Annotated in this window: 26 protein-coding genes and 1 pseudogene; 9 read left to right on the forward strand and 18 right to left on the reverse strand. The window is 73.0% G+C overall.

The window, feature by feature from the left end; genetic code table 11:
• Positions 1-177 precede the first annotated feature (177 nt).
• Entirely contained in the window at positions 178-1,215 is a 1,038-nt protein-coding gene (locus PV410_RS11765) for a Gfo/Idh/MocA family protein (RefSeq protein ID WP_500324030.1), read from the forward strand.
• Here PV410_RS11765 and PV410_RS11770 read toward each other — a convergent pair.
• The 9 genes and pseudogenes from PV410_RS11770 to PV410_RS11810 all read right to left on the reverse strand — a co-directional run bounded on the left by PV410_RS11770 (position 1,184) and on the right by PV410_RS11810 (position 10,916).
• On the reverse strand, positions 1,184-2,710 hold the full coding sequence (locus tag PV410_RS11770) for a glutamate synthase subunit beta (protein ID WP_500324243.1): 1,527 nt from the start codon (positions 2,708-2,710) through the stop codon (positions 1,184-1,186). The two genes, PV410_RS11765 and PV410_RS11770, sit on opposite strands and share 32 nt — an antisense overlap.
• Positions 2,711-2,848: 138 nt before the next feature.
• Positions 2,849-4,621, reverse strand: coding sequence for an MFS transporter (locus tag PV410_RS11775; RefSeq protein WP_500324031.1), 1,773 nt, complete (start codon positions 4,619-4,621; stop codon positions 2,849-2,851).
• A gap of 32 nt (positions 4,622-4,653) precedes the next feature.
• Entirely contained in the window at positions 4,654-5,133 is a 480-nt protein-coding gene (locus PV410_RS11780) for a MarR family winged helix-turn-helix transcriptional regulator (protein ID WP_499509611.1), read from the reverse strand.
• 144 nt (positions 5,134-5,277) lie between these two features.
• Complete coding sequence (gene aceE, locus PV410_RS11785) at positions 5,278-7,953, reverse strand: pyruvate dehydrogenase (acetyl-transferring), homodimeric type (RefSeq protein WP_500324032.1); 2,676 nt, start codon at positions 7,951-7,953, stop codon at positions 5,278-5,280.
• Positions 7,954-8,099: 146 nt separating this feature from the next.
• On the reverse strand, positions 8,100-8,726 hold the full coding sequence (locus PV410_RS11790) for a GntR family transcriptional regulator (protein ID WP_500324033.1): 627 nt from the start codon (positions 8,724-8,726) through the stop codon (positions 8,100-8,102).
• Between the two features lie 93 nt (positions 8,727-8,819).
• Positions 8,820-9,284, reverse strand: coding sequence for a barstar family protein (locus tag PV410_RS11795; RefSeq protein ID WP_500324034.1), 465 nt, complete (start codon positions 9,282-9,284; stop codon positions 8,820-8,822).
• A pseudogene (locus tag PV410_RS11800) lies at positions 9,238-9,549 on the reverse strand (leucine zipper domain-containing protein); the annotation flags it as partial. The gene PV410_RS11795 and the pseudogene PV410_RS11800, both read right to left, overlap by 47 nt.
• A 333-nt stretch (positions 9,550-9,882) precedes the next feature.
• Positions 9,883-10,095: a hypothetical protein gene (locus tag PV410_RS11805; RefSeq protein ID WP_500324035.1), complete on the reverse strand. Its 213-nt coding sequence runs from the start codon at positions 10,093-10,095 to the stop codon at positions 9,883-9,885.
• 17 nt (positions 10,096-10,112) lie between these two features.
• A complete protein-coding gene (locus PV410_RS11810) occupies positions 10,113-10,916 on the reverse strand; it encodes an exodeoxyribonuclease III (RefSeq protein WP_500324036.1) in 804 nt (267 codons plus the stop codon).
• A 72-nt stretch (positions 10,917-10,988) separates the two neighbouring features.
• Between PV410_RS11810 and PV410_RS11815 the strand changes: the two genes are divergently transcribed.
• The 3 genes from PV410_RS11815 to PV410_RS11825 are packed head-to-tail and all read left to right on the forward strand — an operon-like array spanning position 10,989 to position 12,277.
• Positions 10,989-11,489: a GNAT family N-acetyltransferase gene (locus PV410_RS11815; protein ID WP_500324037.1), complete on the forward strand. Its 501-nt coding sequence runs from the start codon at positions 10,989-10,991 to the stop codon at positions 11,487-11,489.
• 9 nt (positions 11,490-11,498) lie between these two features.
• Positions 11,499-11,885, forward strand: a complete 387-nt coding sequence (locus PV410_RS11820; protein WP_500324038.1) for a PPOX class F420-dependent oxidoreductase — start codon at positions 11,499-11,501, stop codon at positions 11,883-11,885.
• Positions 11,882-12,277, forward strand: coding sequence for a (2Fe-2S) ferredoxin domain-containing protein (locus PV410_RS11825; protein WP_500324039.1), 396 nt, complete (start codon positions 11,882-11,884; stop codon positions 12,275-12,277). Before PV410_RS11820 ends, PV410_RS11825 begins: the two co-directional genes overlap by 4 nt.
• Positions 12,278-12,371: 94 nt before the next feature.
• Here PV410_RS11825 and PV410_RS11830 read toward each other — a convergent pair whose 3' ends face one another.
• Positions 12,372-12,542: a hypothetical protein gene (locus PV410_RS11830; protein ID WP_500324040.1), complete on the reverse strand. Its 171-nt coding sequence runs from the start codon at positions 12,540-12,542 to the stop codon at positions 12,372-12,374.
• 290 nt (positions 12,543-12,832) lie between these two features.
• Positions 12,833-13,267 carry an ATP-binding protein gene (locus PV410_RS11835; protein WP_500324041.1) on the reverse strand — a complete coding sequence of 145 codons (435 nt, stop codon included), beginning with the start codon at positions 13,265-13,267 and terminating at the stop codon, positions 12,833-12,835.
• 167 nt (positions 13,268-13,434) lie between these two features.
• On the opposite strand from PV410_RS11835, the gene PV410_RS11840 reads away from it, so the two are divergent.
• From PV410_RS11840 to PV410_RS11850, 3 genes are all read left to right on the forward strand, one after another.
• Positions 13,435-14,256, forward strand: a complete 822-nt coding sequence (locus tag PV410_RS11840) for a Sco1979 family transcriptional regulator (RefSeq protein WP_500324244.1) — start codon at positions 13,435-13,437, stop codon at positions 14,254-14,256.
• A 5-nt stretch (positions 14,257-14,261) separates the two neighbouring features.
• Complete coding sequence (locus PV410_RS11845; protein ID WP_499509602.1) at positions 14,262-14,501, forward strand: DUF397 domain-containing protein; 240 nt, start codon at positions 14,262-14,264, stop codon at positions 14,499-14,501.
• A gap of 109 nt (positions 14,502-14,610) precedes the next feature.
• A complete protein-coding gene (locus PV410_RS11850) occupies positions 14,611-14,850 on the forward strand; it encodes a hypothetical protein (protein WP_499509601.1) in 240 nt (79 codons plus the stop codon).
• 30 nt (positions 14,851-14,880) lie between these two features.
• Here PV410_RS11850 and PV410_RS11855 read toward each other — a convergent pair whose 3' ends face one another.
• Positions 14,881-16,023, reverse strand: a complete 1,143-nt coding sequence (locus PV410_RS11855; protein WP_500324042.1) for a glutathione-independent formaldehyde dehydrogenase — start codon at positions 16,021-16,023, stop codon at positions 14,881-14,883.
• A 142-nt stretch (positions 16,024-16,165) separates the two neighbouring features.
• On the opposite strand from PV410_RS11855, the gene PV410_RS11860 reads away from it, so the two are divergent.
• Positions 16,166-16,363, forward strand: a complete 198-nt coding sequence (locus PV410_RS11860; RefSeq protein ID WP_499509599.1) for a hypothetical protein — start codon at positions 16,166-16,168, stop codon at positions 16,361-16,363.
• A gap of 206 nt (positions 16,364-16,569) precedes the next feature.
• Here PV410_RS11860 and PV410_RS11865 read toward each other — a convergent pair whose 3' ends face one another.
• Positions 16,570-17,616, reverse strand: coding sequence for an MsnO8 family LLM class oxidoreductase (locus tag PV410_RS11865; RefSeq protein ID WP_500324043.1), 1,047 nt, complete (start codon positions 17,614-17,616; stop codon positions 16,570-16,572).
• 41 nt (positions 17,617-17,657) lie between these two features.
• Entirely contained in the window at positions 17,658-18,236 is a 579-nt protein-coding gene (locus PV410_RS11870) for a dihydrofolate reductase family protein (protein WP_500324044.1), read from the reverse strand.
• A gap of 139 nt (positions 18,237-18,375) precedes the next feature.
• On the opposite strand from PV410_RS11870, the gene PV410_RS11875 reads away from it, so the two are divergent.
• On the forward strand, positions 18,376-19,950 hold the full coding sequence (locus PV410_RS11875) for a DHA2 family efflux MFS transporter permease subunit (protein WP_500324045.1): 1,575 nt from the start codon (positions 18,376-18,378) through the stop codon (positions 19,948-19,950).
• A 54-nt stretch (positions 19,951-20,004) separates the two neighbouring features.
• On the opposite strand, the gene PV410_RS11880 is transcribed toward PV410_RS11875, so the two are convergent.
• The 4 genes from PV410_RS11880 to hypE form a co-directional block, all read right to left on the reverse strand.
• Positions 20,005-20,466 (reverse strand): DUF5709 domain-containing protein, encoded by a 462-nt coding sequence (locus PV410_RS11880; protein ID WP_499509595.1) that lies wholly within the window; start codon positions 20,464-20,466, stop codon positions 20,005-20,007.
• A gap of 241 nt (positions 20,467-20,707) precedes the next feature.
• Positions 20,708-21,145, reverse strand: a complete 438-nt coding sequence (locus PV410_RS11885) for a sortase (RefSeq protein WP_499509594.1) — start codon at positions 21,143-21,145, stop codon at positions 20,708-20,710.
• 260 nt (positions 21,146-21,405) lie between these two features.
• Positions 21,406-21,789, reverse strand: coding sequence for a low affinity iron permease family protein (locus PV410_RS11890; protein WP_500324046.1), 384 nt, complete (start codon positions 21,787-21,789; stop codon positions 21,406-21,408).
• A 97-nt stretch (positions 21,790-21,886) separates the two neighbouring features.
• Positions 21,887-22,954: a hydrogenase expression/formation protein HypE gene (gene hypE, locus PV410_RS11895; RefSeq protein ID WP_500324245.1), complete on the reverse strand. Its 1,068-nt coding sequence runs from the start codon at positions 22,952-22,954 to the stop codon at positions 21,887-21,889.

The raw sequence follows: 22,954 nt of genomic DNA on the forward strand, positions 1-22,954 counted from the left end.
GCCGCCGCCCCCGGCCGAGGTGGGCCCCGCTTGGCCCGGTTTCCCCGAGGCCGTCGCCGGCCGTTCGCCTGCGCGGTGTAGCGTCGCCGACGGGGTCGAGGCCGGATGGATCGCCGAGGCCTGCACGTTGTTCCACGGGGACCACCGACCCGCAGTCATGGAAGAGGTACGCACCGCATGACCACCGAACCGTTGCGCATCGGCGTGCTCGGCGCCGCCCGCATCGCCGGGACCGCCATCGCCGCCCCCGCCCGCACGACCGGTCACCGGCTGGTCGCCGTGGCCGCCCGCGACCGCTCCCGGGCGGCGGACTTCGCCACCGAGCACGGCGTCGAGCGCGTGCTGGACTCCTACGCCGACGTCATCGCCGACCCCGAGGTCGAGGCCGTCTACAACCCGCTCGCCAACGGCCTCCACGGCCCCTGGAACCTGGCCGCCATCGCGGCGGGCAAGCACGTGCTCAGCGAGAAGCCCTCCGCGAGCAACCTCGAGGAGGCCGTCGAGGTGCGCGACGCGGCCGCCAAGGCGGGCGTGGTCGTCATGGAGGCGTTCCACTACCTCTACCACCCGGTCACCCGGCGCCTGCACGAGCTGCTGGAGTCCGGTGAGCTCGGCGAGCTGCGGCACGTGGAAGCCGTGGTCAACATCCCCGCGCCCGCGGACGAGGACCCCCGCTGGTCGCTTCCGCTGGCCGGCGGCGCCCTGATGGACCTGGGCTGCTACTCCTTGCACGCGGCGGGATCCCTGGCCCCGTGGGCCGGCGGCGCCCCGCGCCTGGTGGCCGCGCGCGGCGGGGAGCGCGCCAAGGCGCCGGGTGTCGACGAATGGCTGGACGCCGACCTGGAGTACCCCGGCGGCGCCACCGCCTCGGCCCGCTGCCACATGGACGCCGAGGCGCTCGAGATGAGCTGGCGCATCGTCGGCAGCCGCGGCGAGGCCACCGCGCCGTGCTTCGTGCTGCCGCACCAGGACGACCGGGTCGTGGTCCGTACGCCGGACGGCGAGCGGGTCGAGGAGCTGGGCAGGCGCCTGTCGTACACCTACCAGCTGGAGGCGTTCGCGGCGACCCTGCGCGACGGCGCCCCGCTGCCCACGGACGCCGACGACGCCGTGGAGTCGATGCGCATGATCGACGCCTGCTACCGCGCCGCGGGCTTCGAGCCGCGCCCGCGTTCCGCCGCCGTCACGCCACCAGCGGCCGGGTCGTCGGCGTGATCGGTGCCAGCAGGCACGTGCTGCCGGTGAGCCACCGGTCGACCGCCGCCGCGGCCGACCGGCCCTCGGCGATCGCCCAGACGATCAGCGACTGACCGCGGCCCGCGTCGCCCGCGACGAAGACCTTCTCCACCCCGGTGGCGAAGCAGGCGTCGCGGACGACGTGGCCGCGCCGGTCGATGTCCAGGCCGAGCTGGGTGACCAGCCCGCAGTCGCGTTCGGCCCCCGAGAACCCCAGCGCCAGCAGCACCAGCTGGGCGGGGATGACGCGCTCGGTGCCGTGCTGCGGACGGCGGTGCCGCGGCTCCACCCCGACCAGGTGGAGCGACCGTACGTGCCCCTCGTCGTCGCCCTCGAAGCGGAAGGTCGAGGCGGAGAACACCCGGATGTCGCCCTCCGGGCCGGGCAGCGGCACACCGCCGTGCTCCGCCGGGTCCCAGACGCCGCGCCGGGCCAGTTCACGGGCCTCCTCGTGGGCGGGGGAGACCCGGTAGACGTGCGGGTACACCGGCCACGGCTCCTGCTCGGGGCGGTACTCGCCCGGCAGGGGGTTGATGTCGAGCTGCACGACGGAGGCCGCGTGCTGCCGGAGCACGGTGCCCAGGCAGTCGGCGCCGGTGTCGCCGCCGCCGACGATGACGACGTCCTTGCCCTCGGCGCTGACCGGTGACTCGGTCAGGTCGCCCTCCTGCACGCGGTTCGCCAGCGGCAGGTACTCCATCGCCTGGTGGATGCCCGCCAGTTCCCGTCCGGGTACCGGCAGCTCGCGCCATGCCGTGGCGCCCACCGCCAGGAGCACCGCGTCGTGCTCGGCGACGACCCGTTCCGCGTCGAGGTCGGCGCCCACCTCGACCTCGGTGCGGAAGAGCGTGCCCTCGGCGCGCATCTGCGCCAGGCGCCGGTCCAGATGGTGCTTCTCCATCTTGAACTCCGGTATGCCGTAGCGCAGGAGGCCGCCGAGCCGGTCCGCCCGTTCGTAGACCGTCACCGTGTGGCCGACCCGGGTGAGCTGCTGGGCGGCGGCGAGTCCGGCGGGTCCTGAGCCGACCACCGCGACGGTGAGGCCGGAGCGCCGCTCGGGGGGACGGGGGAGGGCGAGGCCGTCCTCCCACGCGCGGTCGGCGATGGCGACCTCGACGTTCTTGATCGTGACGGGGTCGGCGTTGATGGTCAGGACGCAGGCGCTCTCGCAGGGCGCCGGGCACAGCCGGCCGGTGAACTCGGGGAAGTTGTTGGTGGCGTGCAGCCGTTCCGCGGCGGCGGCCCAGTCCTCGCGGTACACCAGGTCGTTCCAGTCGGGGATCATGTTGCCCAGCGGGCAGGCGTCGTGGCAGAACGGGATGCCGCAGTCCATGCACCGGCCGGCCTGCGCGGAGATGATCGGCAGCAGGCCCTGGCCGGTGTAGACCTCCTGCCAGTCCTCGACGCGCTCGCAGACGGGGCGCCGCGCGGGGGTGCGGCGGGGGGTGGTGAGAAAGCCCTTGGGATCGGCCATGGCCGCCTCCGGCGCCGCCGTCACGATCATGGGGAGGCACGGTGACCGCGTCCCCCGGCACATGGCACCGTCAGGCCACCATACGTCGGGTTTGTCGGTATTTCGATGGCGCGGCCACCGTGATCTTCCGCCGTGGGATCAGGCCGCGGCCTCCAGTTCCGCCGAACGCGGGTTGATCAGTACGACGTCGCAGGTCGCGTACCGCATCAGGGCCTGCCCGGCGCCGGCGTCCAGCAGCGCGGACAGCCCGCCGTGGGTGGGCGCCCCGACGACGATGGCGCGGGCCCCGGTGCGCTTCGCGTGCTCGGCGACCATACGGCCCACCTCGCCGTGGCCGGTGGCGTTCCGCAGCACGTGCCCGACGGCCGGGATGCCGAGGGCGGCGAGCCGGTCCAGGTGCTTGCGGACGGCGGTCCGCGCGGACTCCAGGTCCTCCGCATCGGCGGCCGCGTCACCCGCGACCGCGGCCTCCTCGACGTGGACGACGTGCACCGTACGGCCGTTGATCGTCGCGAGGCGGCCGGCGGCCGCGGCGACCCGCTCGGCGTGCGGGGAACTGTCCACGGCGGCGACGATGGCGCCGCGCCCCGGGTCGTGGTGCGCCGCGGCGTCGTGCTCGACCGGTACCAGTGAGGGGGCGGCGTCGGCCCCGGGGACGGGCTCCGGGGCGGGCTCCGGGGCGGGCTCCGAGGCGGGCTCCGAGGCGGCCCCGACCTGTTCGGCCTGGACCTTCTCGGCCTCCTTGAGCAGCCCGTTGGCCGTGGAGAGGATCACGATGCCCAGCACGAGTGCCCCGGCGCCGATGTAGAACGGCACGTGGATCCCGAAGGCCTCGACCAGCTTGCCCGCGGCGAACGGCGCCAGACCGCCGCCGATGAAGCGGACGAAGCCGTACGCGGCGGAGGCGACGGCGCGGTCGACGGGCGCGACGGTCATGACGGCCTGGGTGGTGACCGTGTTGTTCACGCCGATGAAGACGCCGGCGACGATCACGCAGACGATCAGCACGGTCCGGTCGTCGGTCCAGATCGCGATGGCCAGCACGGTGAGGGCGAACAGCGCGAGGTTGGCGTAGAGCGTGCGCGCGATGCCCAGCCGGGCCTGCAGCCGCGGCGCCCCGAAGACGGCGAAGACCGCGACGAGGGCGCCCCAGCCGGTGAAGACCAGGCCGAGCTGGACCGCGCCGAGCCCCATCGGGAAGGGCGCGTAGCCGAGCACGGTGAAGAAGGCCCAGTTGTAGCAGAGGGCCGTCAGCGACATCGTCAGCAGGCCTCGGTGGCGCAGCGCGCGCAGCGGCTCGCTCAGCCCGGTCTTGCGGGCCGGCAGCGGGATCGGCTCCACGAGGACGACGGTGGCGACCAGCGCGATGGCCATCAGAACGGCCACGCCGTAGAAGGGGCCGCGCCAGCTCACGTTGCCCAGCAGGCCGCCGAGCAGCGGGCCCACCGCGATGCCGACGCCGAGCGCGGTCTCGTACAGGATGATCGCGCCCACGAAGCCGCCGCTCGCGGAGGCCACGATCACCGCCAGCGAGGTGGCGATGAACAACGCGTTGCCGATGCCCCAGCCCGCACGGAAGCCGACGATGCCGCCGATGCTCCCCGAGGTGCCGGCCAGGGCGGAGAACACCACGATCAGGGCGAGGCCCGCGATCAGCGTCCGCTTGGCGCCGATCCGGCTGGAGACCCAGTTGGTGATGAGCATGGCGACCGCGGTCACCACCAGGTAGCTGGTGAACAGCAGCGTCACCTGGCTCGGAGTGGCGTCCAGTTGCTGCGATATCGCGGGCAGGATGGGGTCGACCAGACCGATCCCCATGAACGAGACCACACAGGCGAAGGCGACCGCGAACACGGCCTTCGGCTGTTTGAACGGATTCACGGAACGAGACGATTGCGCGTGCGCGGTCATGAAGGTGCTCCGACGTAGAAACCGATGCCTGATCAACTGCTCCGCTGGGCCGGGCGCGACGGGGCCGGGGGCGGCCCCAGCCGGGTCAGTGCCTCCACGGCCGGCAGCGCGGCCACCAGGGCCGCCCGCTCGTCCGGGCTCAGCTGTTCCAGCAACTCCCCGAGCCGCTCGGCGCGCACGGCGCGACGGCGGGCGATGGCCTCCCGGCCCGCGTCGGTGATGTGGACGAGCACCACACGCCCGTCCGCGGGGTCCGCCGCGCGACCGGCCAGTCCCGCCTCCGCCAGCCGTGACACGACCTGGGTCATCGCCGGCTGAGTGACGCCCTCCAGGGTTGCCAGCTCGGTCAGCCGGAGCGGGCCGGACTGCTCCAGCGTGGACAGCGTCGCCACGGTGGTCAGCGACAGCTCGCTCGGCTGGCTGAGCCTGCGCAGCATGCGGTACAGCCGCTCCAGTGCCCGCGCCACGTCGACGGCGTGGCCGTGGTCCGGGTCGTCGTCGGGAAGATGCATAAGGAATTTATATCACTGCCTTATGTATCTGGGGAGGGGGCGCAGGGGGCGGACACGGATGAGGGCCGGGCACGGAAGAGGGCCGGGCACGCCTGTGACGGCGTACCCGGCCCTCATGCCCCCGCCCGGGGCGGAGCGGGGAGCTCAGAGCCCGTAACGTTCCCGGGCCTCCTGCACGGTCTCCCGCTTGACCTCGCCGCGCCCGGCGAGCGCGGCCAGCGCGGCGACGACCACCGACTGCGGGTCCACGCCGAAGTGGCGGCGCGCCGCATCGCGCGTGTCCGACAGGCCGAAGCCGTCGGTGCCGATCGAGTGCCACTCCTGCGGCACCCACTGGCTGATCTGGTCCGGCACCCCGCGCATCCAGTCGCTCACCGCCAGCACCGGGCCCGGCGCACCTTCCAGGACACGGGTGACGTGGGGGAGCGGGGCGTCCTCGCCGCGCAGCCGGGCCGCGTCGTACGCCAGACCACCGCGCCGCAGCTCGCTCCACGAGGTCGCCGACCACACGTCCGCCGCCACGCCCCACTCCGCGGCCAGCAGCTGCTGCGCCTCCAGGGCCCAGTGGATCGCCGTGCCGGAGGCCATCAGCTGCAGCCGCGGCGCGTCGGCGGACAGCCCGGCGGTGTCGGCGGCGCGGAAGCGGTAGAGGCCCTTGACGATGCCTTCCTCGACGCCCGGCTCCGCGGGCATGGCCGGCTGGATCTTGGGCTCGTTGTAGACCGTCAGGTAGTAGAAGACGTCCTCCGCGTCCGGGCCGAACATGCGGCGCAGGCCGTCGCGGACGATGACGCCGACCTCGTAGGCGAAGGCCGGGTCGTACGAGACCGCCGCCGGGTTGGTGGACGCGATCAGGTGCGAATGGCCGTCGGCGTGCTGCAGGCCCTCACCCGTCATCGTCGTGCGGCCCGCGGTCGCCCCGACCAGGAAGCCGCGGCCGAGCTGGTCGGCGAGGGCCCACATCTGGTCGGCCGTCCGCTGCCAGCCGAACATCGAGTAGAAGATGTACAGCGGGATCATCGGCTCGCCGTGCGTGGCGTACGAGGTCGCCGCGGCGGTGAAGGAGGCCATCGAACCGGCCTCGGTGATGCCCTCGTTGAGGATCTGCCCGTTCTCCGCCTCCCGGTAGTACAGGAGCATGTCGCGGTCGACCGGGTCGTAGGTCTGGCCGAGCGGCGAGTAGATGCCCGCGCTCGGGAAGAGCGACTCCATGCCGAAGGTGCGCGCCTCGTCGGGGACGATCGGCACCCAGCGGCGTCCGCTCTCCTTCTCCCGCATCAGGTCCTTCATCAGCCGGACCAGGGCCATCGTGGTCGCGATCTCCTGGCTGCCGGAGCCCTTGGCCAGGGCCTCGAAGGGCTTCGCGGACGGCTCGGGGAGCGCCACCGGGTGTACCCGGCGGGCCGGGGCGGGGCCGCCGAGCTCGGCGCGGCGCTCCTGCAGGTAGCGCACCTCGGGGGAGTCGGCGCCCGGGTGGGCGTACGGCACCAGGTCCCCGGCGAGCGCACTGTCCGGGATGGGGAGTTCGAGCAGGTCGCGCATGGCGCGGAACTCGGGGAGGGTGAGCTTCTTCATCTGGTGGTTGGCGTTGCGCGACTCGAAACCGCGGCCCAGTGTCCAGCCCTTGACGGTCTGCGCGAGGATCACGGTCGGCGCGCCCTTGTGCGTGGTGGCCGCGCGGTAGGCGGCGTACACCTTGCGCGGCTCGTGGCCGCCGCGGGAGGTGTGGAAGCACTCGGCGATCTTGGCGTCCGTCAGCAGCTTCGCCATCTCGGCCAGGGCCGGGTCGGCGCCGAAGAAGTGCTCGCGGATGTACGCGGCGTCGCGGGTGGCGTAGGTCTGGAACTGCCCGTCGGGTACCTCGCGCAGCCGCCGCACGAGCGCGCCCGTGGTGTCGAGGGCGAACAGCTCGTCCCAGGCGGAGCCCCACAGCGACTTCACGACGTTCCAGCCGGCGGCGCGGAACTTCGCCTCCAGCTCCTGGACGATCTTGAAGTTGGCGCGGACCGGCCCGTCGAGGCGCTGCAGGTTGCAGTTGATCACGAAGGTGAGGTTGTCCAGCCCCTCGCGGCCGGCGAGGCCGAGGGCGGCGGTCGACTCCGGCTCGTCCATCTCGCCGTCGCCGAGGAAGGCCCACACGTGTGAGCCGGAGGTGTCCTTGATGCCGCGGTGGGTCAGGTAGCGGTTGAAGCGCGCCTGCTGGATCGCGGCGAGCGGGCCGAGGCCCATCGACACGGTCGGGAACTCCCACAGCCAGGGCAGCCGCCGCGGGTGCGGGTAGGACGGCAGACCGTCGCCGCCGGCCTCCTGGCGGAAGTTGTCCAGCTGCCGCTCGGTCAGCCGGCCGTCGAGGAACGCGCGGGCGTAGATGCCGGGGGAGGCGTGGCCCTGGACGTACAGCTGGTCGCCGGAGCCGTCGCCCTCCTTGCCGCGGAAGAAGTGGTTGAAGCCGGTCTCGTACAGCCAGGCCGCGGAGGCGAAGGTGGCGATGTGGCCGCCCAGACCCAGCCGGCTGCCGCGGGTCACCATGGCGGCGGCGTTCCAGCGGTTCCATCCGGCGATGCGCCGCTCCATCTCCAGGTCACCGGGGAGCTCGGGCTCCGCGGCGGTCGGGATGGTGTTGATGTGCTCGGTCTCCAGCAGCGACGGCACCGCGAGACCGGACGCCTGCGCGTGGTCGAAGGTGCGGCGCATCAGGTACGCCGCGCGATCGGGGCCGGCGGCGTGGGTGACCGCGTCGAGTGAGGCGGCCCATTCGCCGGTCTCCTCCGGGTCCGGGTCCGGCAGGTGATCGAGCGCGCTCAGCGTGGCGTCGGTCATGGTGAACGCCTCCCAGTTGGTTCCGTGCGGGCAGGGGTGTCCCCGTGTCTCACAGAGTAAGACTGATCGATGATCGATCAAATACCTTGTGACGAGGGTCACAAAGGGGAGCTCCGGCCTTACGGGCGGGGTGTTCCGGGCCGGCGTCAGCCGCCCTGCGGGGCACAGCCCAGCACATGCTCCTTGACCAGCTCACCGACCCGCGGGTCGTCCCTGCGGAAGGCCTCCACCACCGCCTGGTGCTCCTCGGCGTACAGCCGCTGCCGGGTGCCCAGCCAGCGGATCGACAGCGCCGTCCACACCTCGATGCCCAGCGACTCCCAGGTGTGCAGCAGCACGCTGTTGCCGGAGGCGCGCACCAGCTCGCGGTGGAACGCCACGGTGTGCCGTACCTGCGCCCCGGCGTCGCCCTCCTCGTCCGCCTCGTGCAGCAGCGCGACCTCGGCCTCCAGCGCCGACAGGTCGTACCGCAGGCGCGGCGCCGCCAGCTCCGCGGCGATCTGCTCCAGGCCCGCCCGCACCGGGTAGATCTCCTCCAGGTCCCCGGCGGTCAGCCGGCGCACCCGCACCCCCTTGTTCGGGGCGGACTCGATCAGCCGCATGACCTCCAGCTCCCGCAGCGCCTCCCGTACGGGCGTCTGGCTGACCTCCAGCTCGGTGGCGATGCCCCGCTCGACGATCCGCTCCCCGGGCTTCCACCGCCCGCTGACGATGCCGTCCACGATGAACTCGCGGATCTGCTCGCGCAGAGAGCGGACGACGGGCGGCGCCATGGGTACTCCTCCGGAAAAGGGCAGCTGACTAGACGATACGGCGACGGCGCCCTCCGGCGGTCCCGTACGGCGGCACCGGGTGCCGCCGCGCCCTCAGGCGAGGACGACTTCCACGCCGCCCTCGGCCAGCACCTTGAGGACCAGGCCGAAGCGGCTGTCCGGCTCCCCGTGGGAGTTCAGCGTCCCGCCCAGCGCCCGGCGGGCGACCGCGGAATCCCGCCACACCAGGGTGCACGGGGTGGTGACCCCGAAGCCGCCGCGGAGGCAGTCGGCCAGGGCGTCCGCATTGCATCCGAGGTAGCCGCCCGGACCGTTCATCGCCTCACCCAGCGCGAGGTAGAGGGCGGGCTCGTCAGTGACGTGCCGGCCGTCCAGGTCGTGCACGAGCCCGGCGGGCCGCGCCGGACGCGGGTCCGCGCAGCCGCGGTCCCGGACGAGGCCCAGCCGCAACGACCGGTCACGGGTGGCGTACCCGGACCAGGTACCGGACTCCGCCGGGGGCCCGGCGAGCCACCGGTCCCACAGCGCCCGGGCGCGAGCCGGGAAGGGCACCCACACGCCGTCGGTGAGGCCGACGTCGACGAGCCCGGGGCCGAGTGCGTTCCATGGCGGCCGGTGTGCGGTGGGGGACGGTGTGAGGCCTGCTCGTACGGTCGTGCAGGCCGGCGTCGCCCTCGACCCGCCAGCGGCGGACCCACTTGTGAGCCGTGGCGCGCGATATCCCCATCTCAGCCGCGACATGAGCGACCGGTCGGCCCGAGCAGACACGCTCGACCAGCAGCCGCCTGCCATGAACGGTCAGCCGGGCATTACGGTGGGACACGAAGACCTCCGGTGTGGTGCAGTCCTAGACAGCTCCACCACACCGGAGGTCTTCGCCTTGATCAAGCCCGGGCCGGTGTCAACAACGCTCGTGATCAATACACCTAGGGCCCGGTGTCCGTCGTGGATCAGCAGCCCCGCCGCGAGGCAGGGTTCGCCGGGCGGTTCGGGCCACCCGTCCACGGCGTCCAGGAACACGTCCCACGCGGCGGGCGCGCCGGGGCGACGGCGGTGACCCGTGATCCGTGCGTCCTCCAGTCGCCACGGCGCGTGCGGGTCGTCGAACGGATCCGGCGCGGCGTGCCGCCCGCAGTCCCGCGGGCTCACCCAGAGGTCACCGAGGAATCCCGTGCCCCTCCCCGTCCAGGACGTCGAGCAGCGGGCCGGACGGTTCGCACGCGACGAGCTGGTGCGGACGCCGGTACGGGTCCACGAGCAGCCCCGACACCCGCGCGCACACGCCCCACAGCAGGCCGTCCCCGGACCGGGACAGGGCGAAGCCCGGACGGTCCCCGCGCTCGACGCCCCGCGGCCAGTGCCGCCGCATGCTCCCCCCTGGAGGATCTACCGGCCGAGATCGTAGGCGACCGTCACCGGCGCGTGGTCGGACCAGCGCTCGGGGTGCGTGTCCGCGCGCTCGACCCGGGTCTGCGAGGCCCGGGCCGCCAGGCCGCGGGTCGCGACGTGGAGGTCGATGCGCCAGCCGCTGTCGTTGTCGAAGGCGCGGCCGCGGTAGGACCACCACGTGTACGGGCCCTCGCCCTCCGGGGTGAGGTGGCGCACGACGTCGGTGTACCCGGCCTCGTCGTAGACGCGGGAGAGCCACGCCCGCTCCTCGGGGAGGAAGCCGGCGTTCTTCTGGTTGGCCCGCCAGTTCCTGAGGTCCCGCTCGGTGTGCGCGATGTTCCAGTCACCGCAGATCAGCACCTCGCGGCCGGCGGCGGCGGCCTTCTCCCGCAGCTTGACCATGTGCTCCAGGAACGCGGCCATGAAGCGCTCCTTCTCCTCCTGCCGCTCCGTGCCGACCTCGCCCGAGGGGAGGTAGAGGCTGGCGACCGTCACGCCGGGCAGGTCGATCTCCGCGTAGCGGCCGGAGCCGTCGAACTCCTCCGAGCCGAAGCCGATCCGGCTCGCGGACGGTTCCTGCCGCGAGTAGAGGGACACCCCGGCCCGGCCCTTCGCGGCCGCCGGGGCGTGGAGCACGTGCCAGCCCTCGGGGGCACGGACCTCCTCGGGCAGCTGCGCGGCCTCGGCGCGGACCTCCTGCAGGCACACCACGTCGGCCGTGGTCGCCTCCAGCCAGGGGAGGAAGCCCTTTTTGGCCGCGGCGCGCAGCCCGTTCACGTTCACGGTGGTCACGGTGAGCATGACGGGGACGATACCGGCCCGCCGGAGGGTGCCCGTACCGGGGCGTAGGCCGCACACCCGTACGATGTGCGGGTGGAGATCCGGAAGACGCCCTACGACCACCCCGACGCCGTGCTGCTGACCGAGCAGGTGCAGCAGGAGTACGTCGTGCGGTACGGCGGCCCCGACGAGACGGCGATGGACCCCGACCACTTCGACGGCCCGCAGGGCGAGTTCATGGTCGGTTACCTCGACGGCGCCCCCGTGGCGACCGGCGGCTGGCGCGGTCAGGACGCCTCCCCGGAGGGCTTCGAGGACGGCGACGCCGAGGTCAAGCGCATGTACGTGGTGCCGCAGGCCCGGGGCCGGGGCTTCGCACGCCGGATGCTCGCCGCACTGGAGGCCGGCGCCGCCGCGGCGGGCCGCACCCGGATGGTGCTGGAGACGGGGCAGATGCAGCCGGAGGCGATCGCCCTGTACGCCTCCTGCGGCTACACGCCGGTGACCAAGTTCGGCCACTACAGGGACAGTCCGCTCAGCGTGTGCCTGGGCAAAACGCTCCGGGCACCGGCCGAGGAGGCCGTTCCCGCGTAGCCTTGGTCCGTGATCGAGGACAGCGCGTCCGCCCGGCTCGCGGCGGGCAAGTACCTACTGGTGACCACCTACCGGCGGGACGGCCGTACCGTCGCCACCCCGGTCTGGGTGGTCCGCGACGGTGAGGCGGTCGGTGCCTGGACCGCGGCGGACTCCGGCAAGGTCAAGCGGATCCGCAACCGTGCCGACGTGCTGGTCGGCCCCTGCGACGTACGCGGCAACCCCACCGGGGAGCAGGTGCCCGCGCGCGCCGAGATCCTCGGACCGCAGGAGACCGAGCGCTACCGTTCCCTGGTCGCCCGCAAGTACGGCCTGCTCGGCCGGCTGACCCTGTTCGGCAGCCGCCTGCGCCGCGGCCGCGAGGGCACGGTGGGCGTGCGGATCACCCTCACGTGAGCGGCGGTGCGCCGCGGCAGGGCGCCTGCACGGTGAGCGTCTGCCGCGACTGCTGCTGCGGTACGGAGAAGGTCCCCGGCGTCGACCACGACGCTCAACTCGACCTGCTCCGGCGGGAACTCGCCGGGGTCTGCCGGGTACGCGTCACCGAGTGCCTCGACGTGTGCGAACAGGCCAACGCCGTCGTCGTGCAGCCCTCGCCGGAGGGGCGCGCGGCCGGAGGCCGGCCGGTCTGGCTCGGCCTGGTCAACGATCCCGGCGCCCTCGGCGACATCGTCGCGTGGGTGCGCGCCGGGGGACCGGGCCGCGCCGTACCGCCCGACGTCCTGGACCTCTACGCCATCGAACCGCCGGGCGGCCGTACCGTGGGCGCTGTGGACGCGGCGGGCTGAGCGGGCCGGAAACGCCGCCGGGAGGCCCGGGACACGGCAGGGGCCGTACGGGCTTCGTTGCCCGTACGGCCCGTGAACCGGCCGTGCCGGAGGGTCAGTCGATACCGCGCAGGATGTGGGGTTCGTTCAGATCGTCCTCGTAGCCGGCCAGTCGGATCGGTGCCGACCTGGCCCAGACGTCCAGGTTCCGCACCTCCCGCTGTTGCGCGGGCTGATCGTCAGGCTCCTTGGGGAGCTGGTTCCGCTTTGACTTCTCGGGTGTCACCGCGCACTCCTTCGTGTCGGGTGAGCCGGACGCCGGCCCGGCCGCTGCCGGACGCCGACCGCCCGGTCGGGCTGATGGCTGAGCGGACGCGGTGGCGCCGGTTGCGGAACCGGGCGGGGACCGCGGTGGGCGGTTCCTCCCGGGGCGGAGGCAGGGGGTGTTGGTGCTCCCCCGAGGGCCTTTCCGTCGGGAGAAGCCTATGCCCGGACGCGGGGTGCCACCATCCCAATACGGCGCGCCGCGGCGACGGCCACCCTTCCCGCGTACGCCGGGCGGTCGTCACCCGGTGTTCAACCGCTGCGCCGTACCGCCCCGGGACGGGCGCAGGAGAGGGTCGCCCACACCGCGCGACCGGTGCCGTGCGCCGGCGGACGCACGCCCCAGCCTTGGGCCAAATGGGCGACGAGGGCGAGCCCGCGGCCGTTCTCGTCGGCGTCGGCGGCCGCGCGTGCCTGCGGACCCGCGGGCCCGCGCCCTTCGTCGACGACCTCGATGTGCAGCGTGCCGCCCGCCGTCCAGAGCAGGCACGCGACGTGGTCGCTGCCGCTGTGCACGACCGCGTTGGTGAAGAGTTCGCTCACCACGAGGCCGGCGTCGTCGCCCAGTTCCTCCAGGCCCCAGCTGCTGAGCGCGGAACGCACCTGGCGCCGCGCGACGCCGACCGACGAGGCCTGCGCCGGCAGTCGGAGCCGGAAGGTGTCCCGGGCGCTGAGGGCAAAGAGCACACACGCAACTATGGCCACTGCTTGCACAGAAGGCAAGGGTCATTCTGCAAATTGCACAATCGCCAGTATCAGGGTGTGGGTTCCATTCCTGACATGGCACACTGCTGCCATGCGTGAGTTGCGACGTGGGTGAGGCGAAGGCGAGCGGGGCGCCGACCGTCCTCCGCGTGATCCTCGGCAAACGCCTCCAAGACCTGCGGGAGAAGGCGGGTTGCTCGTACGAACAGGCCGCGCGCGAGCTGGACGTCACCCATGCCACCGTGCGCCGGATGGAGAAGGCCGAGGTCGGCCTGCGCATCCCGTACGTGGAGAAGCTGCTGGCGCTGTACGGCGTCGACGCCGCCGAGGCGGCGACCTTCATCGACCTCGCCCGGCAGGGCAACCGCCCCGGCTGGTGGCACCGTTACCGTGACGTCCTGCCGTCCTGGTTCAGCGCCTTCGTCAGCCTCGAGGGCGAGGCGGCCATCATCCGCGCCTACGAGCCGCACTACGTCCCCGGCCTGCTGCAGACCGAGGACTACGCCCGCGCCGTGCTGAAGGCCGGACGCCCGGGCGCCTCCGAGGAGGAACTCGAGCGCCTGGTCGCGCTCCGCCGGGAACGGCAGGCGCTGATCGCCCGGCCCGAGGCCCCGCTGCTGTGGGTGGTGATGGACGAGACCGTGCTGCGCCGCCCCATCGGCAGTCCCGGCATCATGCGCGCCCAGCTGGACCGGCTGGCCGAGGCTTGTGAGCTGCCGCAGGTGAGACTGCAGATCATGCCCTTCGACGCCGGGCCGCACCCGGCGATGTACGGGCCTTTCCACATCTTCCGGTTCCAGATCCGCGAGCTGCCGGACGTCGTGTTCACCGAGAGCCTGGTGGGCGCCGCCTACCTGGACGACGTGGACGACGTCTCGGCGTTCCTCGAGGCCCTCGACCGGATGTGCGCGCAAGCCGCGCCGGCACACAGCACCGCAGCCATCCTCGATGGCATCCGCAAGGAGATCTGACATACATGGACGACCGCATATACAACGGCATGCGCGCCGTCGACCTCGGTACCGAGGGCTGGCACAAGCCGTGGAGCGGCGGCAACGGGGGAAGTTGCGTGGAGGCCATGAAACTGGCCGACGGCAGGGTCGCGCTGCGGCAGTCCACCGACCCCGACGGGCCGGCCCTCATCTACACGGACCACGAGATCAGGATGTTCATCCAGGGCGCCAAGGACGGGAAGGCCGACTTCCTGCTGTCCTGAGCCCCCGCATTGACATCTTCGAGTGAACCCAGCCCGCGCGGGCAACCGCGACGACCGACGGGCTGTCTCCAGCGGTAATCCGCCGGACGGACGGGACAAGGGGAGCAGCATGACCGGACAACTCGGACCGCTGTACGAACCGGGAGTGGCCTACGTGCGCATCGCCGCTGCCGACGCGGCGACCGCCCACAGGGTCGCCGACGTCATCGCCTCCCGGTATCCGGGGACCCGCCCGCCGCGGGTCACCACGCATGCGGACGGGTTGGTGGAGTTCGACCTGTACACGTACACCCTGGAGGAGGTCAGCCCCTCGGGTCCGTACGACGCCCAGGGCCCGGAGAGCTGCTAGCCGGGCCCCGGGTGCCGCGCTTGCGCCGGATCAGCCCTGACCCGGGTGGAGGACGACCTTGGTGTAGCCCTCGATCCGCTTGTCGAACTTCTCGTAGGCCGACGGCGCGTCCGTCAGGGGCAACTCGTGGGAGACCACGAAGCTCGGACGGGCGCGGCCCTCGATGATCATGTCGCGCAGCTGCCGGTTGTAGCGCTTGACGTTGCACTGCCCGGTGCCCAGCCGCAGGCCCTTCTCGAAGAGCCGGCCGATGGCGACCAGCAGCCGGCCGCTCTTGGCCTGCTCGTCCGGGCCGCCGGGGTCGGACGGCACGTACAGGCCCGGGATGCCCAGGGCACCGGTGGGGCGCACGGTGTCGATCAGGGAGTTCAGCACCGCCGCGGGCTCCTCGCGGCCCGCGCCGCCGGCCTGGGCCTGGTAGCCGACCGCGTCGACGCCCTTGTCGGTGCCCTCGCCCTGGGTGTGCTCCTTGATCTGGTCCACCGGACTGCCCTTGGTGAAGTCGATCGGGACCGCGCCGATCTCCTCGGCCTTCTGCAGCCTTTCCGGCACGCGGTCCACGACGAACACCTTGGCCGCCCCGCGCAGCATCGCCGAGTACGCGGCCATCAGCCCAACCGGGCCACCGCCGTACACCGAGACGCTCTCGCCGGGGGAGACCTGGGCGAGCTCACAGCCGTGGTACCCGGTCGGGAAGATGTCGGCGAGGAGCACGAAGTCGGACTCGTTGGCGGTGCCGTCCGGCAGTTTCAGACAGTTGAAGTCCGCGTACGGTACGCGCACGTATTCCGCCTGACCGCCCGGCCAGGGGCCCATGGCCACATAGCCGTAAGCGCCTCCGGCGAACCCCGGATTGACCGTCAGGCAGTAGCCGGTGAAACCCGCCGAGCAGTTCTTGCAGAATCCGCAGGCGACGTTGAAGGGCATGACCACGCGGTCGCCCTGCTTGAGGGTGGTGACACCCTCGCCGACCTGGTCGATGATGCCCAGGTTCTCGTGGCCGAACACGATGCCGGGCTCCGCGGCGGTCCGGCCCTCGTACATGTGCAGGTCGGAGCCGCAGATCGCGGTCGACGTCACCCTGACGATCACGTCGTTGGGGTGCTGCAGGCGTGGATTGTCGACTTCCTCGACGGCTACTTCGAACGGTCCTTTGTAGACGACGGCCTTCACGTGGACACCTCCGATTGGTGTCTGATTCGCGGCTTACGTGACCTATTTCTCATGCTGCCCCCTTGGGCAGTGCGAGACAAGCCAGCTATTCTTCACGTGGAATATGGCGATTTGTGATTGACCGCGAGGAAAGGCGGGAAGAATGGCCCACCGCTCAGGAACGCTGCTCGTCCCCGTGCCCGGCCTGTCCGGCACGGTGTACCCGGTGGGCACGCGCGTGGCCATCAGCGGACGGGGCTCGGCCGTCGACGCCTTCGTGGACGGCGACTGGCTGCCGCTGTCGTGGTGGGAGTTCGCAGAGGGCCGCAACGACGACGTGTACGAGGGCCCCACCGCCTGACGTCCCTCCCGTGCCCGTGACGCCGCTTCGGCAGCCGTCGCAGGGCGACGAGTTACCCAGCCGGTAACGGCAACTCGCCCAGCGGGCCACCGAGGTCGGCGTCCTCGCGGACCATGACCGGTTTGTGGTGGCCGAGTTGGGGGCGCGGGTGCTTCCCTCGGCCGCCGTGACGGCGGCGATCACCGCAGGCACCTTCCCGCCACCGGTCATCGCGCCGCCACGGCCTGTGTGCCCAGCCCCGCGAGCCGCGCCAGTCGGCGGTGCGAGTCCAGCAGTGCCGACCGGTCGTAGCCGGCCGTGGTGACCAGCACCTCGTCCGCCCCGGTGCGTCCGACCAGGCCCGACAGCGCGGCCGTCACCTCGGCCTCGGTGCCGTGGACGCCCCCCGACAGCGTCCCCTCGAACACGTCGCGCTCGCGCGCCGTCATGTGCCTGGCCAGCACCTCGTCCGGCGGCGCCAGCGGCGGGAATTCGCCCTGCGTACGCGAGTGCGCCAGCGACCAGGCCTCCGACACCAGAAGCCGCCGCGCGGCCTCCGTCGTCTCCGCGACGGACACGGTCGTCGACACCACGACGTACGGCCGCGCCGCCCCCGCCGAGGGCCGGAACGCCGCGCGGTAGCCCTCGATCGCCTCCCGCATGCGCTCCTCGCCCCGCACCGCGGCGATCACCAGGGGGAGCCCGAAGGCCGCCGCCGTGGCCGCTCCCGCGCCGGTGGCCAGTACGAACGCCGGGACGCGCATCCCCTCCGGCGGCCGCGCGTGCACCGCGCCGGGGCCAGCCGTGCCGGTGAAGTAGCCGAGCAGCTCCGTCAGCAGTTCCTCGAAGTCCCCGGCGGCCTGGGCATCGCGCCCCAACGCCCGGCGCACTCCGACCGTGAAGCCCACCGACCGCCCCAGCCCCATGTCGATCCGCCCGGGGAACAGCGACTCCAGCACCCCGAACTGCTCCGCCACCACCAGCGGCCGGTGGTTGGGCAGCATGACCCCGCCCGTGCCCACCCGGATCCGGGACGTGGCTGCGGCGACCGCCGCGGCCAGCACCGCCGGCGAGGATCCCGCCACCCCCGGCACCCCGTGGTGCTCCGACACCCAGAAGCGCCGGTAGCCCAGTTCCTCGGCGTGCCGAGCCAGCCACACCGTGTCCCGCAACGCCTGCGCGGGCTCGGCGCCCTCGCGGACGGGGGAGCGGTCGAGGATCGAGAACGGAATCGGGGGGAGCTGCGGTGCGATCACCTTTGGTGCAACGCCCACCGCGACGCGGGATTCCCGGGTGGCGGCGCCCCGGACGCCGCTCAGTCCTCCCGGCGGGCGTACGTCACCATCAGCACGCCGCTCTTGTGCGTCCGCACCTCGGTCACGTCGTACGCCTGCGGGGCGAAACCGCCCGCGAACAGCGGGACGCCGGCGCCCGCGACCACGGGGTTGAGCTTGACGACCAGCTCGTCGATCTCCGGGCGCAGCGAGGCCGCCAGCCGGCCGCCCCCGCACAGCCAGATGCCAGCCCCGTCCCGCCGCTTCAGCCCGCGCACGAACTCCAGCGGGTCACCGGAGACCAGCTCCACCGCGGGGTCCGGGCTCGCCGTCATGCTCCCGGACACCACGTACTGCCGCAGGTGCGGATAGGGACTGGTCAGCCCGAAGGGCAGCCCCACCTCGTACGTGGCCCGGCCCATCAGCACCGTGTCGAACCGCCGGTTCGGCGCGTCGGCGATGCCCAGCGGGCCGCGGGCCTGCGCCGGCAGGGTCTCCGGGTACTCGGCGAGGACCGTCTCCATGTGGTCGCCCACGGCCGCGAGGAAGTCGTACTCGCCCTCCGGCCCGGCCACGAACCCGTCGATCGTGGACGCCACGAAATACGTCAGCCTGCGCATGCTGCCCCCTGGTACGCGATGATCGTCGACCGGGGCCAAGGTAGTCCGTGGAGGGATCCCACCGCCACGCGATACCCCGGCCCCCGGAGTAGATTCGGTGACGACCCGCGGGGGACGGCGGGGGATGGCGGAGGCTGGGATGACGGAAGCCGCGGGCGCGACGGACCGGGCCGGGACGCTGACGCTGGGCGGGGCGAGCGGGCGATGGGTCCTCGCGGCGGTGGTCCTGGGCTCGGGCATGACCCTCCTCGACGGCACCGTCGTCAACGTCGCGCTCCCGACGATCGGCAAGGAGCTCGGCGCCACGCTCGCCGGTCTCCAGTGGACGATCAACGCCTACACGCTGACCCTCGCCGCGCTCATCCTGCTGGGCGGCTCGCTCGGCGACCGCTTCGGGCGGCGCAAGGTCTTCATGATCGGTACGGTGTGGTTCGCGCTGGCCTCCCTGCTGTGCGGCATCGCCCCCAGCATCGAGGTGCTGATCGCCGCCCGCGCCCTGCAGGGTGTCGGCGGGGCGCTGCTCACCCCCGGGTCGCTGGCCCTGATCCAGGCGTCCTTCGCGTCCCAGGACCGGGCCCGCGCGATCGGCGTGTGGTCGGGCCTGGGCGGCATCGCGGGGGCGCTGGGGCCGCTGCTCGGCGGCTGGCTGGTCGACGCCGTCAGCTGGCGCTGGGTGTTCTTCATCAACCTCCCGCTGGCCGTCCTGGTCATCGCGGTCGCCTCCCGGCACGTCCCGGAGAGCCGCGACGAGAGCGTCACCGGCGGCTTCGACGTCGCGGGCGCGGTGCTCGGTGCGGTCGGCCTCGCCGGGGTCACCTACGCCCTGATCTCCGCGGGCGGAAGCCACCCGGACATCGCCGCCGTCTGCGTCTCCGGCGTGGCGGGCCTGGCCGCGTTCGCCGGGTTCGTGGTGACCGAGCGGCGCAGCCCGCACCCGATGCTGCCGCCGAGGCTCTTCTCGAATCGCCAGTTCACCGCCGCGAACCTGGTCACCTTCGCGGTCTACGCGGCGCTCGGCGGCCTGTTCTTCTTCCTGGTGCTCGAGCTGCAGACCGAGGCCGGGTACTCCCCCCTGGCCTCCGGGACGGCGCTGCTGCCCATCACCGTCATCATGCTGGCGCTGTCCGAGCGCGCGGGCCGGCTCGCCGAGCGCATCGGGCCGCGGATCCCCATGACGGTCGGGCCGGCGGTCTCCGCCGTCGGCCTGCTGCTGATGCTGCGGATCGGCGCGGAGGCGTCGTACGTCGCCGACGTCCTGCCCGCGGTGTGCGTCTTCGCCCTGGGCCTGGCGGCCACGGTCGCCCCGCTCACCGCCACCGTCCTCGGCGCCGCCGAGGTACGGCTCGCGGGCACCGCGTCCGGTGTGAACAACGCCGTGGCCCGTGCGGCGGGCCTCCTCGCGGTGGCCGCCCTGCCGCTCATGGCCGGGCTCTCCGGCGACGACTACGAGGACCCGGCGGCCTTCGGCCACGGGTTCCGGGTCGCCGTGACGATCTGCGCCGGGATGCTCGTGGTGGGCTCGCTCCTCGCCTGGTTCGGCATCCGTTCCGACGTGCTCCGCGAGACCCCCGAGGAGCCGGCCAAGCCGGCTCCGGCGTGCAAGCACTACTGCGCCATCGGCGCTCCGCCCCTGCAGAGCGGCGAGGAGTCCGCATGCGGGACGGTGACCGGCGGCGGGCAGGACATGCGCAAGGACCGCCCCCCGGCCGGGTGACCCGCGCGACCGGGTCCGCGCCACCGGGTCCCGGCGCGACCGGGTCAGGGGGGGTCAGTACTCCTCGGACTCCGGTACGAGATGCATCGCGGCCTCTTCGGCGGAGGCGGCCGCCCCGTCGATGCCGATGTCCTGGGCGACCATGCCCTCGGTCTCGTAGTGCGCGCCCTCGTCGGGGGCGACCAGACGCCCGGCGCGCGGGCCCCCGACCTCGCCGTCGATCAGCTCCCCGTCGGTGTCCCACGCGTCCCCGATGCCGTCCCCGTCGGGGACCGGCAGGTCCGGGAGCTCCTCGGCCAGGCGTTCGTCGAGCGTCTCGCCCCGCAGGCGGCCCGCCGCGGTGATGGCGGGCTTGTTCACCGCCCAGGGCCGCTCCGGCGGTGAGTAGCCCTCGTCGAGTATCTGGTCGACACCGTGGTAGTCCAGGGTGTCCTCGGGCTCCAGCAGCCCGGCGTCGTCCTGTACCTCTGACCCGTCGGGCTGGTAGACCTCGTCACCCATCTCGTTCTCTCGCATGTCCGTCTCCTCGCTCACGCGCCGCCACCGCCTCGGCGCCGCCTCGCGGGCCGCGCGCCCCCTCTTTCCCTCCACACTCTTCCGTCCGGACGCCGATCGCCACCCGGAAGCGTGAAAAAGGTCGGTGCGGGAGCGTTCCCCGGACCTTCACCCGCTGTCCCGTGCCCCCGCTGCCCCGGCCGCGCCACCGTCATCCTGAGCGGCGGCCGGGGCAGCGGTCCGAGGACCCGGGCACCGGGGGTCAGCGTCGGGCGGACCGCCGGCCGACGGGACCGAAGTCGTCGTCGCAGTCGCGGCCGGAGAACCCGTGCGCGAAGCCCCTGACCACCCGGAAGGAGGCGGTGGTCTGGACGCGCGGCGGGCACCGCAGCGTCACGGTGTACCAGCCCGGCCGGGTGTGCTTCGGCACCCGGAAGCTGCCGGCCAGCAGGCCGCCGCCCCTGCCCAGGGGCAGCAGGTTGACCTGGCCGCCGGCTTCGGACTGGCCCTTGGAGTAGTTGGCGTCACGGCCGCAGGCCGTGGTGGTGACCATCAGCCGCATTCCGGGGACGGCGTAGTAGGGGGTGACCCATGCATTGGGGAAGTCGGAGGCAGGGGCGGAGGCGGAGGCGGTGGGAACGGTGAGACCGATGACGGCCGCGGCCATGGCGACACCGCCAAGAACGCGTGTTGTAGGCATGAGGCAGCTCCAGGTCGAACGGGCAGGGAGAGGAGCGGTCCCAGGGTGTCCGCTCCACGCGGAGCAAAACAGCACCGTGTGGGGCCTGCCACCCGAAAGCGGTGCTCACGGCGCCGAACGCGTCCCCGCCCGGCCCCGGCTCGCCACGTCACCGCAGGTCACGCCCCCTGCGGACGATCGCCTGCGAAAGCGGGCTGCCTTACCCGCAATCAGGTGACGGGCCGACAGGGATACGCTGCCGGAACAAGATTGACGGAGCATCAGAAAATAGGGGGGCATGCTTCCTCGTGGAGGCCGATCACCTCACGCAGCGCGTCCCGTGCCTCGTGGGAGCTGCCGCCCTGCTCCAGCAGCGCGGCGGCGATCGCGTCCAGCTTGCGCTGGACGGCGTGCTCGGCGCGGCGTTCGGCGTTCTTGAGCAGGGCGAGCAGCAGCAGCGTGACCGCCGTCAGATCCGCGGCGAACAGCTGCCACTTCAAGGGCAGCCCGAGGGCGTGGACGACGAGGAAGCCGGCCACCAGGAGCAGGCAGAGGCAGTAGAAGAGCGGCGACGCCGTGAAGTTGGACGTCGCCTCGGCGAGCCGCTCGAACCGGCCCCGTCCGCCGTCCTCGTCGGTCCGCTCGGCCGGATGCCGGAATGCCACGCCGTCCTCCCCGGGGGCTCGTCGACGATGGGCGGTGCGGTGCGCGGGACGTGCCCGGCCGGCCCGCGTCCGCGGACCGGCCGGATCCGGTCCGCGGTCAGCAGATGCGCGGCAACTGCTCGCCCAGCGGCAGGTCCACCACCCGCGTCCCGCCCAGGCCCGTACGGGCGACGACCATGCCCGCGTGGTCCGCCACGCACTCCCCGATGACCGCCGCGTCCGCGCCGAGCGGATGCGCGCGCATCGCGGCCAGCACCTCCTCGGCCACCGCGCGGGGCACGAAGGCGACGAGCCTGCCCTCGTTGGCGACGTACATCGGGTCCAGGCCCAGCACCGCGCAGGCGTTGGCCACCGCGGGTGGCACGGGCACCGCCCGCTCCTGCAGGACGACACCGACACCCGAGGCGGCCGCGATCTCGTTGAGGGCCGCCGCCAGACCGCCACGCGTGGGGTCGCGCAGCACGTGCACGTCCGTCGTGACGCGCAGCACGGCCTCGACGAGCCCGCCGAGCGCCGCCGTGTCGCTCTCGATCTCGACCCCGAACTCCAGGCCCTCGCGCACGCTCATCACGGCGACGCCGTGCGCCCCGATCTCCCCGCTGACGATGACCACGTCGCCCGGCGCCGCGCGCTGCGGACGGATGTCGACACCGTCGGGGATCAGACCGATGCCCGCGGTGTTGATGTACAGCCCGTCGCCGTGGCCGGCTTCGACGACCTTGGTGTCGCCGGTGACGACCTCCACCCCGGCGGTGCGCGCGGCCGCGCCGAGCGCCTCGGCGACCCGCGCCACCAGCGGCATCTCCACCCCCTCCTCCAGGATGAAGCCGCAGGAGAGGTAGGCGGCCCTGGCCCCGCTCATCGCCAGGTCGTTGACCGTGCCGTTGACGGCGAGGTCGCCGATGCTGCCGCCGGGGAAGAACAGCGGCCGCACCACGTAGGAGTCGGTGGAGAACGCCAGCCGGGCCCCGCCCAGCGTCACGGCCGCGGAGTCGGCGAGCCCGGCCAGCACCTCGCCGCCGAAGGCGGGGGCGAAGACGTACCGGACGAGTTCCGCGGACAGCGCGCCCCCGCCGCCGTGGCCCATCACCACCCGTGGCTGGTCGCGCAGCGGCGCCGGGCAGGTCCAGCCGGAGAAGTCCGGGGCGGCGAGGGTCTCTGCGAT

Source organism: Streptomyces sp. PA03-5A (genome assembly GCF_033792725.1).
Classification (GTDB): Bacteria; Actinomycetota; Actinomycetes; order Streptomycetales; family Streptomycetaceae; genus Actinacidiphila.

Coding starts and splice junctions, on each gene's coding strand:
- PV410_RS11880 (WP_499509595.1), bottom strand. CDS start 20,466: ATGCGAGAGAACGAGATGGGTGACGAGGTCTACCAGCCCGACGGGTCA.
- PV410_RS11805 (WP_500324035.1), bottom strand. CDS start 10,095: ATGCGGCGGCACTGGCCGCGGGGCGTCGAGCGCGGGGACCGTCCGGGC.
- PV410_RS11875 (WP_500324045.1), top strand. CDS start 18,376: ATGACGGAAGCCGCGGGCGCGACGGACCGGGCCGGGACGCTGACGCTG.
- PV410_RS11860 (WP_499509599.1), top strand. CDS start 16,166: ATGGCCCACCGCTCAGGAACGCTGCTCGTCCCCGTGCCCGGCCTGTCC.
- PV410_RS11885 (WP_499509594.1), bottom strand. CDS start 21,145: ATGCCTACAACACGCGTTCTTGGCGGTGTCGCCATGGCCGCGGCCGTC.
- PV410_RS11845 (WP_499509602.1), top strand. CDS start 14,262: ATGGACGACCGCATATACAACGGCATGCGCGCCGTCGACCTCGGTACC.
- PV410_RS11770 (WP_500324243.1), bottom strand. CDS start 2,710: ATGGCCGATCCCAAGGGCTTTCTCACCACCCCCCGCCGCACCCCCGCG.
- PV410_RS11870 (WP_500324044.1), bottom strand. CDS start 18,236: ATGCGCAGGCTGACGTATTTCGTGGCGTCCACGATCGACGGGTTCGTG.
- PV410_RS11775 (WP_500324031.1), bottom strand. CDS start 4,621: ATGACCGCGCACGCGCAATCGTCTCGTTCCGTGAATCCGTTCAAACAG.
- PV410_RS11850 (WP_499509601.1), top strand. CDS start 14,611: ATGACCGGACAACTCGGACCGCTGTACGAACCGGGAGTGGCCTACGTG.
- aceE (WP_500324032.1), bottom strand. CDS start 7,953: ATGACCGACGCCACGCTGAGCGCGCTCGATCACCTGCCGGACCCGGAC.
- PV410_RS11810 (WP_500324036.1), bottom strand. CDS start 10,916: ATGCTCACCGTGACCACCGTGAACGTGAACGGGCTGCGCGCCGCGGCC.
- PV410_RS11765 (WP_500324030.1), top strand. CDS start 178: ATGACCACCGAACCGTTGCGCATCGGCGTGCTCGGCGCCGCCCGCATC.
- PV410_RS11790 (WP_500324033.1), bottom strand. CDS start 8,726: ATGGCGCCGCCCGTCGTCCGCTCTCTGCGCGAGCAGATCCGCGAGTTC.
- PV410_RS11780 (WP_499509611.1), bottom strand. CDS start 5,133: ATGCATCTTCCCGACGACGACCCGGACCACGGCCACGCCGTCGACGTG.